This is a genomic window from Erwinia persicina (genome assembly GCF_019844095.1).
GTDB classification, from domain to species: domain Bacteria; phylum Pseudomonadota; class Gammaproteobacteria; order Enterobacterales; family Enterobacteriaceae; genus Erwinia; species Erwinia persicina.
The window spans coordinates 431,318-444,666 of the sequence record NZ_CP082141.1; the positions used below are offsets into that span (position 1 = coordinate 431,318).

General features: G+C 55.3%; 9 protein-coding genes. 7 read left to right on the forward strand and 2 right to left on the reverse strand.

Annotated features, from left to right (window positions below):
• Nucleotide 1 precedes the first annotated feature (1 nt).
• Together msrP and acuI are read right to left on the reverse strand one after the other, a co-directional pair.
• Nucleotides 2-1,006 carry a protein-methionine-sulfoxide reductase catalytic subunit MsrP gene (gene msrP, locus K6L24_RS02010; RefSeq protein WP_062744516.1) on the reverse strand — a complete coding sequence of 335 codons (1,005 nt, stop codon included), beginning with the start codon at nucleotides 1,004-1,006 and terminating at the stop codon, nucleotides 2-4.
• Nucleotides 1,007-1,137: 131 nt separating this feature from the next.
• A complete protein-coding gene (gene acuI / locus K6L24_RS02015; protein ID WP_222681893.1) occupies nucleotides 1,138-2,115 on the reverse strand; it encodes an acrylyl-CoA reductase (NADPH) in 978 nt (325 codons plus the stop codon).
• A 224-nt stretch (nucleotides 2,116-2,339) separates the two neighbouring features.
• On the opposite strand from acuI, the gene csrD reads away from it, so the two are divergent.
• The 7 genes from csrD (at nucleotide 2,340) to yhdP (ending at nucleotide 13,259) form a co-directional block, all read left to right on the forward strand.
• Nucleotides 2,340-4,289 carry an RNase E specificity factor CsrD gene (gene csrD, locus K6L24_RS02020; protein WP_222681894.1) on the forward strand — a complete coding sequence of 650 codons (1,950 nt, stop codon included), beginning with the start codon at nucleotides 2,340-2,342 and terminating at the stop codon, nucleotides 4,287-4,289.
• Nucleotides 4,290-4,601: 312 nt separating this feature from the next.
• Nucleotides 4,602-5,645 carry a rod shape-determining protein MreB gene (mreB, locus tag K6L24_RS02025; protein WP_003855260.1) on the forward strand — a complete coding sequence of 348 codons (1,044 nt, stop codon included), beginning with the start codon at nucleotides 4,602-4,604 and terminating at the stop codon, nucleotides 5,643-5,645.
• 69 nt (nucleotides 5,646-5,714) lie between these two features.
• A complete protein-coding gene (mreC, locus tag K6L24_RS02030; RefSeq protein WP_062744513.1) occupies nucleotides 5,715-6,749 on the forward strand; it encodes a rod shape-determining protein MreC in 1,035 nt (344 codons plus the stop codon).
• The gene (mreD, locus tag K6L24_RS02035) at nucleotides 6,746-7,234 is read left to right on the forward strand and encodes a rod shape-determining protein MreD (protein WP_062744512.1); all 489 of its coding nucleotides are present in this window, start codon (nucleotides 6,746-6,748) and stop codon (nucleotides 7,232-7,234) included. The genes mreC and mreD overlap by 4 nt, the downstream gene beginning before the upstream one ends.
• Before the next feature lie 9 nt (nucleotides 7,235-7,243).
• Nucleotides 7,244-7,837 (forward strand): Maf family protein, encoded by a 594-nt coding sequence (locus tag K6L24_RS02040; RefSeq protein ID WP_062744511.1) that lies wholly within the window; start codon nucleotides 7,244-7,246, stop codon nucleotides 7,835-7,837.
• Nucleotides 7,827-9,296 (forward strand): ribonuclease G, encoded by a 1,470-nt coding sequence (rng, locus tag K6L24_RS02045; RefSeq protein WP_062744510.1) that lies wholly within the window; start codon nucleotides 7,827-7,829, stop codon nucleotides 9,294-9,296. The genes K6L24_RS02040 and rng overlap by 11 nt, the downstream gene beginning before the upstream one ends.
• Nucleotides 9,297-9,455: 159 nt before the next feature.
• Nucleotides 9,456-13,259 carry an AsmA2 domain-containing protein YhdP gene (yhdP, locus tag K6L24_RS02050; RefSeq protein ID WP_062744509.1) on the forward strand — a complete coding sequence of 1,268 codons (3,804 nt, stop codon included), beginning with the start codon at nucleotides 9,456-9,458 and terminating at the stop codon, nucleotides 13,257-13,259.
• Nucleotides 13,260-13,349 lie beyond the last annotated feature (90 nt).

Consider the following 13,349-nt stretch of genomic DNA (forward strand, 5'->3'; position numbering starts at 1 on the left):
CTCAGAAGTTCTCCCGCAGATCGAGCCCACGGTAGAGAGAAGCAACCTGGTCAGCATAGCCATTAAACAGCAGGGTAGGCTGGCGTTTGACATCCAGAATACCGCCTGAGCCGATAAAACGTTCCGTTGCCTGCGACCAGCGCGGATGGTCAACATGAGGATTTACATTGGCAAAGAAACCGTATTCATTACCGGCGAGCTGATTCCAGGTCGTGGGCGGCATATCTTTAACGAGAGTGATTTTGACAATCGATTTGATGCCTTTAAAACCGTATTTCCAGGGAACGGTCAGGCGGATCGGCGCGCCGTTTTGCGGAGGCAGCGCTTTACCGTAAACGCCGGTGGTTAGGAGCGTCAACGGGTGCATTGCTTCATCCAGTCGCAGTCCTTCAACATAAGGGTAATCCAGGCCACCGCCGATAAAGCGATCCTGCTGGCCGGGCATCTGGTCCGGGGCATACAGGGTCTGGAAGGCCACGTAGCGAGCATTGCTGGTGGGTTCAGCCGCCTTAAGTAACTTGCCCAGCTCAAAGCCAATCCACGGGACGACCATCGACCACGCTTCTACGCAGCGCATACGATAGATGCGCTGTTCCTGAGGGAAACGCTTAAAAATATCGTCCATATCCAGTGTCATGGGTTTTCCCACTTCACCGCCAATCTCTATTTTCCAGTCGGTCGTTTTCAGCGTGCCGGCATTGGCGGCCGGATCGGCTTTATCCAGTCCGAATTCGTAGAAATTGTTATAGCCGCTCACTTTATCTTCCGGTGTCAGGGCAAGGTCGGACTGATATTGCGGCGGCTTACTGAAGTCGAGTGGCTTGCCCGCCGGGGCCGGCGGACGATCGTTCCCTTTAAACCATGACAGCACATCCGCGCGGGCAGCGGTGGGTAATGAAAGGGCCGCAGCGCTCAGGCCAAGGGTCTTAAGCAGCGTCCTGCGGCGGGTATTAAAAATGCTTTCCGGCGTGACATCATTTTCAGTCAGTTTATTAACGGTTTTCATCGGCGACCCTTGCACATGGTGGGGTAATAATGTTGAGCATGGCGCAGAGCCGGACATTACGCTAATCCCGGCTGGAAAATGTGAAATTTCCTGGACGCGTTCCCCTGCCGTCAGGCAGGGGAACGCCAGAATCAGCGGATACGCACCAGCGTGCGCCCGGTGCTCTGGTTATTCAGCAGTTTTTCGGCGGCGGTGACGGCCTCTTTCAGGGGAACCTCTGTCGTTGCCTGTTGATAAAAAGAGGGGGGCAGGACTTTTACCAGCCGCTTCCAGGCGTCACGACGGCGCGGTGCCGGTGTCATCACCGAATCCACGCCCTGCAGACGAACGTTGCGCAGGATAAACGGCATTACGCTGGTGGGCAGGGCAAAGCCACCAGCCAGGCCGCACGCCGCTACCACCCCGCCGTAATTCATCTGTGCCAGCACGCTCGCCAGCACCCGATCGCCCACGGTATCCACGGCTCCGGCCCAGCGCTGCTTTTCCAGCGGCCGGGATTCCGCAGTAAACGTACTGCGCGGCAGCACCGCCTGCGCGCCGAGCTGATACAGATAATCATGGGTTGACTCACGCCCGCTGACGGCGACCACGTGATAACCCAACGTACTGAGCAGCGCCACGGCGGTGCTCCCCACGCCACCGCTGGCACCGGTCACCAGCACCTCACCGCTATCGGGTGTAATACCGCCTTCTTCCAGCGCCATGACACACAGCATGGCGGTAAAACCGGCCGTGCCGATAATCATCGCCTTGCGCCCGTCCATGCCTTCCGGCATGGGGACCAGCCAGTCAGCATTAACCCGCGCCTGTTCGGCCAGCCCACCCCAATGATTTTCACCTACGCCCCAACCGGTTAACAGCACCTGCTGACCACTGTGGAAACGGGGATCGCTACTGGTATGAACGTTACCGGCGAAGTCGATGCCTGGCACCATCGGGAACTGGCGGATAATTTTTCCTTTACCTGTGATCGCCAGCGCATCTTTATAGTTGATGCCCGACCAGTCTATATCGACGGTCACCTCGCCTGGGGGGAGGCTGTCAGCACTTAACATCTTTACGGCTGCGATGGTTTTACCTTCTGACTGTTCCAGAACCAGTGCCTGCATGAGAATCTCCTGAAATAGTGGTGTCATTAATTAAAATAGGACTTAACGGGACTATACTCCTCAAAATCTGCTTTTATCTGACACCGGGCAAGCAATCGTAAGGTGGGGTGTGGTATTTTTCTCCGCCGGTGCTTACCTGCACAGGCTGTTATCTGGTCATTAACAATACGGTTGCGGTTCGCTGTTAATGATGTCCCGACAACCGTAGCTAAATGGGCACAAGGATGCGATTAACCACTAAGCTTTCTGCGATTATTACCCTGCTGTGTTCGCTGGCGATGTTACTGATGCTGGTGGGCAGCGTACTCAGTTTCTTTTACCTCAGCAATCAGAGGGCAGAATATCGGATCCAGCGGATGGCTGACGATGTTGACAGCATGTTACAGACTCAGTCACCCCAACAGATTGAGCAGTGGCTCAGCCATGTGATGAATCCCCTGCAAATCGAAAATATTGTGATGGAGCAGGGCGGTAAACGTCTTATTCAGGTCACCCACCAGCAGCAGCCGCTGCTGGACGATGAACCTAATCGCTACCGCGAAATGCATATCCCCCTCTCGCGGCATCCGGAGATGTCACTTCGTATTGAGTGGGTCGATTCAACCCGCACCTGGTTTTTTTCCTTAATTGGAACGACCAGTCTTTCATTGATGCTGGGTGTAGTCGTGATTATGACGATGCTGCTCTTTCAGGCCCGCCGCTGGCTTAAACGACAGCTGGAGGGCATGGAACGTCTGGAGGAACGTGCGGGGGCCATCATTAAGGGGGAACGCCATAGCGTCAGGCCGGGGTCGGTACATGAGTGGCCATCGAAAGCCAGCAGCGCGATCGATTTGTTGCTGGCTGATTTAAAAGAGGCCGGGGAACAGCACAATCGCATTGATACGTTGATTCGTTCCTTTGCAGCACAGGACGCCCGAACCGGGTTGAATAATCGATTATTCTTTGACAACCAGCTCACGACATTGCTGGAGGATCCTGAAGCAGTGGGGACTCACGGTATGGTGATGATTATCCGGCTGCCGGACTTCGATACCCTCCGTGAGCGCTGGGGGCATGCTCAGGTACAGGAATACCTGTTTGCGCTGGTCAATTTGTTATCGACGTTTGTACTGCGCTATCCCGGCGCACTGCTCGCGCGCTATTTTCGCAGTGACTTCGCGGTATTGTTGCCACATCGTAGTGTCAAAGATGCCGACAGCATCGCTTCACAGTTGATCAAAGCAGTCGATACGCTGCCCTCCACGCGCATGGTCGATCGCGACGATATGATCCATATCGGCATCAGCGGCTGGCACAGCGGCCAGACCACCCAGCAGGTGATGGAAAATGCCGAACTTGCAACGCGTCAGGCTTCATTGCAGGGGGGGAATAACTGGTCGGTGGGAGAGGGCGCGCAGCAGGACTTTGCGCGCGGCAGCGTTAAATGGCGAACCTTACTGGAAAATACCCTGAATCGTGGTGGGCCAAGGCTGTATCAAAAGCCGGCGGTAAACGCTCAGGGAGAGGTCTGTCACCGCGAAATGATGCCACGCATCTTCGATGGGGAGAAAGAACTGCTTTCAGCGGAGTACCTGCCTATGATATTGCAGTTGGGGCTGGCCGAACGTTATGACCGACAGATGGTGAAACGTATCCTGACGTTGATCACGCTGTGGCCCGAAGAAACCCTTGCCATCCCTCTTACGCTCGACTCACTCTTGCAGCGTTCATTCCTGAACTGGCTGCGCGATAATTTGCTGCAATGCACTAAATCACAAAGAAAACGTATTTTATTTGAACTTGCAGAAGCGGATGTGTGTCAACACATCAGTCGTTTAGAGCCTGTGTTCCGATTACTCTATGGTTTTGGCTGTAGCGTAGTGGTCAACCAGGCGGGGCTGACAGTGGTCAGTACGGCGTATATCAAACAGTTCCAGGTGCGGCAGATTAAGCTGCATCCGGGTCTGGTGCGGAATATTCACCGGCGTACTGAGAATCAGCTGTTTGTGCAGAGTTTGCTGGAAAGTAGTAAGCAGACGTCGGCACAGATTTTTGCCGCCGGGGTTCGCTCGCGCGAAGAGTGGCAAACGCTGGTGGAGCTGGGGGTGACGGGGGGGCAGGGCGACTTTTTTGCTTCCTCTCAGCCTGTTGACAGCAGCGTGAAAAAATATTCGCAAAGATATCGAGTTTAGTCTCACGTCAGCCAGGTTTTCACGTAGAATAGCCGGGCGATAGTGGTTCGAAACGGCTTTCTCGCCGGCCGAGGCGAAACTGAACTGTTAATGTTTATGTATGTTATGTCCGCCAGATTGTCCAAATCCCGCAGAGAATGCCTGAGTAACGGCCTCTGTAGCGTAATGTGTCGACAGGGTTGTGACGCTGGCGCGAGATAGCATGATTTTTCACCGGAGCAGAACGTTTTTGCGCCTTGTCGCTGCTTCGTGTGGTTGGTAAAGTAAGCGGATTTTATTTTCCGCCCCCAGCTTGCAGGATTATCCTTTAGTATGTTTAAAAAATTCCGTGGCATGTTTTCCAACGACTTGTCCATCGACCTGGGTACAGCCAATACCCTGATTTACGTGAAAGGGCAGGGCATTGTGCTGAACGAGCCTTCCGTCGTTGCTATCCGTCAGGATCGTGCCGGCTCCCCAAAGAGCGTAGCGGCAGTCGGTCATGACGCAAAACAGATGCTGGGTCGTACACCCGGCAATATCGCAGCTATTCGCCCAATGAAAGACGGTGTTATCGCCGACTTCTTTGTTACCGAAAAAATGCTGCAGCACTTTATCAAGCAGGTTCACAGCAACAGCTTTATGCGCCCAAGTCCGCGCGTGCTGGTGTGTGTGCCCGTGGGGGCGACCCAGGTTGAACGTCGTGCCATCCGTGAATCCGCACAGGGTGCCGGTGCGCGCGAAGTGTTTCTGATTGAAGAGCCAATGGCTGCTGCAATCGGCGCTGGTCTGCCTGTTTCTGAAGCGACGGGTTCCATGGTCGTGGATATCGGTGGCGGTACCACGGAAGTGGCGGTGATCTCGCTGAATGGCGTGGTGTATTCCTCTTCTGTCCGTATCGGCGGTGACCGCTTCGATGAAGCCATCATTAATTATGTGCGCCGTAACTACGGCTCTCTGATTGGTGAAGCCACCGCAGAGCGTATTAAGCACGAAATTGGTTCCGCTTATCCGGGTGATGAAGTCCGCGAGATCGAAGTGCGTGGTCGTAACCTGGCTGAAGGGGTGCCCCGTGGCTTTACACTGAATTCCAACGAAATACTGGAAGCGCTGCAGGAGCCGTTAACCGGCATCGTGAGCGCGGTTATGGTCGCACTGGAGCAGTGCCCGCCAGAGCTGGCGTCTGATATCTCAGAGCGCGGCATGGTGTTGACGGGCGGGGGCGCATTGCTGCGTAACCTTGATCGTCTGCTAATGGAAGAGACCGGTATTCCTGTCGTCGTTGCAGAAGATCCACTGACCTGTGTTGCGCGTGGCGGTGGTAAAGCGTTGGAAATGATTGACATGCACGGCGGCGATTTGTTCAGCGAAGAATAATTTGCCCGAAGGAGTGCCGGGGCGCTGTCCGCACTCCTTTTTCATGTTGTCGAGGAAAACGCCGAGTTTATGAAGCCGATGTTCAGCAGGGGGCCTTCCCTGCAGTTACGCTTATTTTTAGCGGTTATAGTGGCAATAGGCGTAATTGTTGCCGACAGTCGAATGGGGGCTTTCTCCCAGATCCGCACCTATATGGACACCGCAGTCAGTCCATTCTATTTTTTGGCCAACGGGCCGCGTAAAATTCTGGACAATGTTTCTGAAACATTGGCCTCCCGCCAGCAGATTGAACTGGAAAACAAAGCCTTACACCGTGAGCTGATGCTGAAAAACAGCGAGCTGCTGATGCTGGGTCAGTTCAAGCAAGAGAATGCCCGCCTGCGCGAGCTGCTGGGTTCACCTCTGCGTCAGGACGAGCAAAAAATGGTGACTCAGGTGATCTCTACGGGCACCGATCCCTATACCGACCAGGTGGTAATCGATAAAGGCAGCGTAAACGGTGTTTACGAAGGCCAGCCGGTAATCAGTGATAAAGGCGTGGTGGGTCAGGTCGTGGCGGTGGGGAAAATCACCAGCCGTGTGCTGCTGATCTGCGATGCCTCCCATGCCCTGCCGATCCAGGTATTGCGTAATGATATCCGCGTGATTGCTGCCGGCAACGGATGTACCGAAGATCTGCAGCTTGAACATCTGCCGGGCAATACTGATATTCGCGTTGGCGATGTGCTGGTGACCTCCGGCCTGGGGGGACGTTTCCCGGAAGGATATCCTGTTGCGGTTGTCTCCTCTGTGAAGGTGGATACCCAGCGTGCTTACACCGTGATTCAGGCCCGTCCTACTGCCGGTCTTCAGCGCCTGCGCTATCTGCTGCTGCTGTGGGGGGCGGATCGCAATGGCTCCATGCCGATGGCCCCGAACGAAGTCCATCGTGTCGCTAACGAACGCCTGATGCAGATGATGCCGCAGGTGTTACCGCGTGCCAGTGAAGTTGTGGGGCCTCCTGCACCTCCTGCGACATCCTCCTCTCCGGCTGCCGGGGCAACGGCTCCGGAAACGGGCGTTGCACCTGTCCGGCAGCGCACCACGCATGGAGGCCAGCCTTGAGTAGTTACCGCAGCCACGGGCGGTGGGTGATTTGGCTTTCTTTCCTGGTCGCACTCGTACTGCAAATTATGCCCTGGCCGGAAGAGTTATTGATGTACCGTCCGTCATGGCTGCTGCTGATTCTGATTTACTGGGTGCTGGCGCTACCGCACCGGGTAAACGTCGGGAGCGGATTTGTGATGGGATCTATAATGGATCTTATTTCGGGTTCGACGCTTGGCGTTCGTGCCCTGGCTTTCAGCATTGTTGCCTATCTGGTGGCATTCAAATTCCAGCTCTTTCGTAATCTGGCGTTGTGGCAGCAGGCTCTGATGGTGATGGTGCTGTCCCTGGCAATGGATGTCATTGTGTTCTGGTCTGAGTTCCTGGTGATTAACGTCTCCTTCCGCCCGGAAATATTCTGGAGTAGCGTCGTCGACGGTATTCTCTGGCCCTGGCTGTTCTTACTGATGAGAAAAATTCGCCGCCAGTTCGCCGTACAATAAAGGACAATTATGCTATCCCTGTATCTGGCTTCCGGGTCTCCACGACGTCGCGAACTGCTGACGCAACTGGGTCTGTCTTTCGAGCGCCTCGCTAACGAGGTCGAAGAAGAGCGTCTGCCTGGCGAAACGGCAGAGCAGTATGTTCGCCGTCTGGCGCGGGATAAGGCCCAGGCTGGTGTCGCTGTGGCGGAAATCGATCTCCCGGTACTGGGGGCAGATACGATTGTGGTGCTCAATAATCGTGTGCTGGAAAAACCCACTGATGTTGAGTCGGCGTCCGCCATGCTGACTATGCTCTCCGGCCAGACCCATGAGGTGATGACGGCCGTTGCCCTTGCTGACCGTCAGCAGACGCTTGAATGTCTTGTCATCACTGAGGTGACCTTCCGCACATTAACCCCGAAAGACATTGCGGATTATATCGCCAGCGGTGAACCGATGGATAAAGCCGGCGCTTATGGTATTCAGGGGCTGGGCGGCAACTTTGTCAGAAAAATTAACGGAAGCTATCACGCGGTTGTAGGACTGCCTCTGGTGGAAACAGCCGAACTGTTTAGCCACTTCCAGTCGCTGCGTGAAGTGAGAGGTCAAGATGACAGCTGAACTACTGGTAAATATTACGCCGTCAGAAACCCGAGTGGCTTACATCGACGGTGGCATTCTGCAGGAAATTCATATCGAGCGTGAGGCGCGCCGCGGCATCGTCGGTAATATCTACAAAGGCCGCGTCAGCCGTGTGCTGCCCGGAATGCAGGCTGCGTTTGTGGACATTGGTCTGGAAAAAGCGGCGTTTCTGCACGCTTCTGACATCATGCCGCATACCGAATGTGTCGCGCGTGACGAAAAGAAAAACTTTATTGTGCGTGATATCTCCGAACTGGTGCGTCAGGGTCAGGATCTGATGGTACAGGTTGTGAAAGATCCACTTGGCACCAAAGGTGCGCGGCTGACGACGGATATTACCTTACCGTCGCGCTATCTGGTCTTTATGCCGGGTGCGTCACACGTGGGCGTATCACAGCGCATTGAGAGCGAAGCCGAGCGCGATCGCCTGAAAGCGGTGGTGGCGGGCTACTGCGATGAGCTGGGCGGCTATATTATCCGCACGGCAGCAGAAGGTGTGGGTGAAGAAGAACTGGCATCTGATGCCGCTTTCCTGAAGCGCCTGTGGACGAAAGTCATTGAGCGCAAGAAACGCAATCAGACCCGCTGTCGCCTGTATGGTGAAGTCGCCCTGTCGCAACGCATCCTGCGCGACTTTGCCGGTGCCGCACTGGACCGGATTCGCATTGACTCACGTCAGACCTTTGAGCATCTGGTGGAGTTCACCGGTGAATATATTCCAGAGATGACCGCGAAGCTGGAGCTGTACACAGGAAAGCAGCCTATTTTCGACCTGTTTGATGTGGAAAATGAGATCCAGCGTTCCCTTGACCGAAAAGTTGAACTGAAATCTGGTGGGTATCTGATTATCGATCAGACCGAGGCCATGACAACCATTGATATCAATACCGGTGCTTTCGTCGGCCACCGTAATCTTGAAGAAACTATCTTCAATACTAATATTGAAGCGACACAGGCGATTGCCCGCCAGCTGCGACTGCGCAATCTCGGCGGTATCATTATCATTGATTTCATTGATATGAATAACGATGAGCACCGCAGGCGCGTGCTGCATTCCCTGGATCAGGCGTTAAGCAAGGATCGGGTAAAAACCGGGGTTAACGGCTTCTCGCAGCTGGGGCTGGTCGAGATGACGCGTAAACGGACACGTGAAAGTATTGAGCATGTTCTCTGCCAGGACTGCCCGGTCTGCAAGGGGCGTGGCACTCTGAAGACGGTGGAAACGGTGTGCTTTGAAATTATGCGTGAAATTGTTCGCGTCCATCATGCCTATGATTCCGATCGTTTCCTGGTTTATGCCTCTCCGTCCGTGGGGGAAGCGCTTAAAAGCGATGAGTCTCATGCGCTGGCTGAAGTGGAACTCTTTGTCGGTAAACAGGTTAAGGTACAAATTGAGCCGCTTTATACCCAGGAGCAATTTGACGTGGTCATGATGTAAATTCAGCTTGCCTATCCCGGTTATACGCTAATAAAACGCCATAAGCTGGGGTAAACTGCATCGTATGGCTTGAACTGCCTTGTCGGGAGTTGCTTGCGGGACAACCAACCGATTTTTAGTGACTGAGCATCCGTTGTGACGGAAGACAAGGAGAGGTATGTGAGGCAATTGCCCAGAATTTTGCTACTAACAGGCGCAACACTGGTTGTAGTGACTGCGCTATTGGTTAGTGGCTTACGTCTGCTGATGCCGCACATGAATAGCTGGCGTACGCCCATTCTTGAGCAGGTTTCAGCGGCTGCTGGCCTGAAGATACAGGCCAGTTCCCTGGAAGGTCAGTGGGAGAACTTCGGTCCGCGCCTGGAAATAAAAAACATCCAGGCTGACTTCCCCGACGGCGGTGGGCTGAAAATACAGCGCGTGACACTGGCACTGGATGTCTGGCAGTCTCTGCTGCATTTGCGCTGGCAGTTCCGCGACCTGACCTTCTGGCAGCTTAACCTGGTCACCAATACACCGTTAACGGGCGGCAATCAGCAGCAGTCAGATTTTCAAACTGAACGGCTGAACGACCTCTTCCTGCGTCAGTTTGACCATTTTGACCTCCGCGACAGCCAGATCAGTTTTGTCACTCTTTCCGGTCAGCGTGCCACGCTGGCCATTCCCCAGCTCTCCTGGCTGAACGAAGAGACCCGGCACCGTGCGGAAGGGCTGGTCAGCCTGTCCAGTTTTACCGGCCAGCATGGCGTGGTGCAACTGCGGCTGGATCTCAGCGATAAAAACGGTTACCTCAGCACGGGACGGGTCTGGATGCAGGCCGATGATGTCGATGTAAAGCCCTGGCTGGGGCAGTGGATGCGGGATAATACCAGTCTGGAAAGCGCGCGCTTCAGCCTTGCGGCCTGGATGAGTGTTGAAAACGGCGATGTACACGGCGGGGATATCTGGCTGAAGAAGGGGGGAGCTAACTGGCTGGGTGACAGGCAGCCACACCACCTCAGCGTGGATAACCTCACCGCACACGTCAGCCGTTATAACGGCGGCTGGAATATTACCGTCCCGCAAACGCGGTTTATTACCGACGGCAAACCCTGGCCACACGGTCAGTTCTCTCTGCTGTGGCTGCCGGAAAATCCGCAACTGCCTGGCCCTGACCATCGTCAGGAAGTGCGCGTCAGGGCGACCGATCTTGATCTTGAGCGCCTTGAACCTCTGATCCCACTGTTTGCCAAACTCTCCCCTCAACTGCTGGAAAACTGGCGCTCTCTCCAGCCGCGCGGACGGCTCGACGCGCTGGCGCTGGACGTGCCGCTTCAGCAGCCGGAACGGACGCGTTTTCAGGCACAATGGCGGGATATGAGCTGGCAGCAGTGGAAGATTGTTCCCGGCATGGAGCACTTCAACGGGACACTGGCGGGGGGAGTGGCTGACGGACGAATGTCGTTCACACTGCATCAGGCGACGCTACCCTATGGCGATATGTTCCGTGCACCGCTGGAGATAGCCCAGGCTTCGGGCGCACTCAGTTGGCAGTACGGAGAACAGGGGCTGACCCTGTCCGGCCAGCAGCTTGACGTTCAGGCTCGTTCACTGTGGGCGCGGGGCGATTTCCGTTACCAGCAGGCGAAAGATCAGCCGCCCCAGCTTGATATTCTCGCCGGCATTAACCTGACTCATGCCGGTGATGCCTGGCGCTATTTCCCGGAGCCCCTGATGGGAACGTCGCTAACGGACTACCTCAGCGGGGCGCTGAAAGGCGGACAGGTACAGAATGCGACGCTGCTTTTTGCCGGTAATCCGCAGCAGTTCCCGTTTAAACATAATGACGGCATGTTTGAAGTCGCCGTGCCGCTGCGTCAGGCAACCTATGAGTTCGAACCCGGCTGGCCTGCGCTGGAAAACCTGGACATTGACCTCGACTTCGCGAATAACGGCCTGTGGATGCGCGCGGCGGACATCAAGCTGGGCGAGGTTAACGGTCACAACATTTCGGCCGTGATCCCTGACTATCTGAAGGAGAAACTGATTATTGACGGCGAGATCAGCGGCGGTGGGCCGCAGATACGCGACTATTTTAATCAGTCTCCGCTGAAAGCTTCGTTAGGTTCGGCGCTTGATGAACTGCAAATCGGCGGCGATGTTAGTGGGCGCTTACATCTTGATATACCGCTGGATGGCAAGGATGTCCGGGCGACGGGCGATGTCAATTTCGCACATAACTCGCTGCTGATTAAGCCGCTGGATACCCAATTTGACGCGCTGACCGGGCACTTTACCTACGATAACGGCGACCTGAAAAGCGATGCCATGACCGCGCGCTGGTTTGGCCAGCCTGTCGGCGTCAGTTTTAACACCCGTGAAGGTGAAAAAGAGTACCAAATCGGTGTGGATCTCAAAGCCGACTGGCAGCCTGGCACCATGACCGCTGTCCCGGAGGCGGTGCGTAAAAAGCTGGGCGGCCATCTGCCGTGGCAGAGCAATGTGCTGGTGACATTACCGCATACGGGGGGAGCCCGTTACCAGATTAATATCGATGGCGATCTGAAAAATGTGAGCAGTCACTTACCCTCACCGCTCGATAAAAAGGGCGGTAATGCGCTTCCGGTTAAGGTGGTAGCGAAAGGTAATCTGGACAGCGTTGAGGTGAGTGGTTCAGTTGGCGATCGTCACCGGTTTAACAGCCGCTGGCTACTGGACAAACAGCTTAAGGTTGACCGGGGTATCTGGGAAAATGATGCGAAACAGACCCCGGCGCTGCCAGACAGCCGCGGGATGGTTCTGAATCTGCCTGCGCTCGACGGTGAGGCCTGGCTTGGCCTGATGGGGGCGGGAAGCGGCATCGGGGGCGGTGGAAAAACCGGTACCACGATGCTACCGGGCAACATCCGCGTGCATACTCCGGCACTGACGCTGGCCGGCCAGCAGTGGGATGATCTGACCGCCACACTGACTCAGAGCGTCGCCGGCGAGATGACCGTCAATGCAGAGGGCAAGTCCATTCGCGGCTCTCTGGTGACGACACAGAAAGGCCCGTGGCTGGCTAATCTGAAATACCTTTACTACAACCCGCAGTGGGAGAGTCAGGGGACATCTTCACCGCTGCCGACCGATGCCACGGCAGTAAACTTCAGCCACTGGCCTGCGCTACGGCTGAACTGTGAGGAGTGCTGGTTGCGTGGGCAGAAATTTGGCCGTATCAAGGGAGCGCTGACGCCGTCCGGTGATACGCTCAAGCTGGAGAACGGGCTGATTGACAGCGGTAATGCACAGCTGACCGTTAATGGCGAATGGGTAAATAAACCTGGCGAGCAGCGCACGTCACTGAAAGGCGTATTGAGCGGCAAAAAAATCAATGATGCAACAAACTGGTTCGGCGTCAGCTCACCGCTGCGTGATTCGCCGTTTAAATTTGAGTATGACCTGCACTGGCAGTCTGCCCCCTGGCAGCCCTCGGAAGCCTCGCTGAGCGGCGTATTAAAATCACATCTGGGTGCCGGGCAGATAGCCGATGTTTCAACCGGGCGGGCCGGACAGCTGCTGCGCCTGGTCAGCTTCGACTCGCTGTTGCGTAAGCTGCGCCTTGATTTCAGCGACACCTTCAGTCAGGGCTTCTACTTCGATTCTGTTAACGGTACGGCGTGGATTGAAAACGGTGTGATGCACACCGATAACCTGCTGGTGGACGGGCTCGAAGCTGATATTGCCATGAAAGGTAAGGTGGATCTGGTGCAGCGGCAGATTGATATGGAAGCCGTGGTGGCCCCGGAAATTTCGGCCACTGTCGGCGTGGCTACGGCCTTTGCGGTGAATCCGGTGATTGGTGCCGCAGTGTTTGCCGCCAGCAAGGTACTCGGGCCGCTGTGGAGTAAAATCTCTGTGTTGCGATACCATATCAGCGGCCCAATAGATAAACCGAAAATTGATGAAGTGCTGCGCAAACCACGCGATGTTGGCGGCAAGTGAGTTTGACGTAGCCGCTATATTGCCTCAGGCTGTCACTATCCTTCACTTTTCACGCTGCGGGTGTGTTGGCTGCTCTTTATCCCCCGGTCA

Excerpts from the sequence above, each read along its gene's own strand:
- msrP (WP_062744516.1), bottom strand. The coding sequence starts at position 1,006 with ATGAAAACCGTTAATAAACTGACTGAAAATGATGTCACGCCGGAAAGC.
- acuI (WP_222681893.1), bottom strand. The coding sequence starts at position 2,115 with ATGCAGGCACTGGTTCTGGAACAGTCAGAAGGTAAAACCATCGCAGCC.
- rng (WP_062744510.1), top strand. The coding sequence starts at position 7,827 with ATGACAGCTGAACTACTGGTAAATATTACGCCGTCAGAAACCCGAGTG.
- mreC (WP_062744513.1), top strand. The coding sequence starts at position 5,715 with ATGAAGCCGATGTTCAGCAGGGGGCCTTCCCTGCAGTTACGCTTATTT.
- mreB (WP_003855260.1), top strand. The coding sequence starts at position 4,602 with ATGTTTAAAAAATTCCGTGGCATGTTTTCCAACGACTTGTCCATCGAC.
- csrD (WP_222681894.1), top strand. The coding sequence starts at position 2,340 with ATGCGATTAACCACTAAGCTTTCTGCGATTATTACCCTGCTGTGTTCG.
- K6L24_RS02040 (WP_062744511.1), top strand. The coding sequence starts at position 7,244 with ATGCTATCCCTGTATCTGGCTTCCGGGTCTCCACGACGTCGCGAACTG.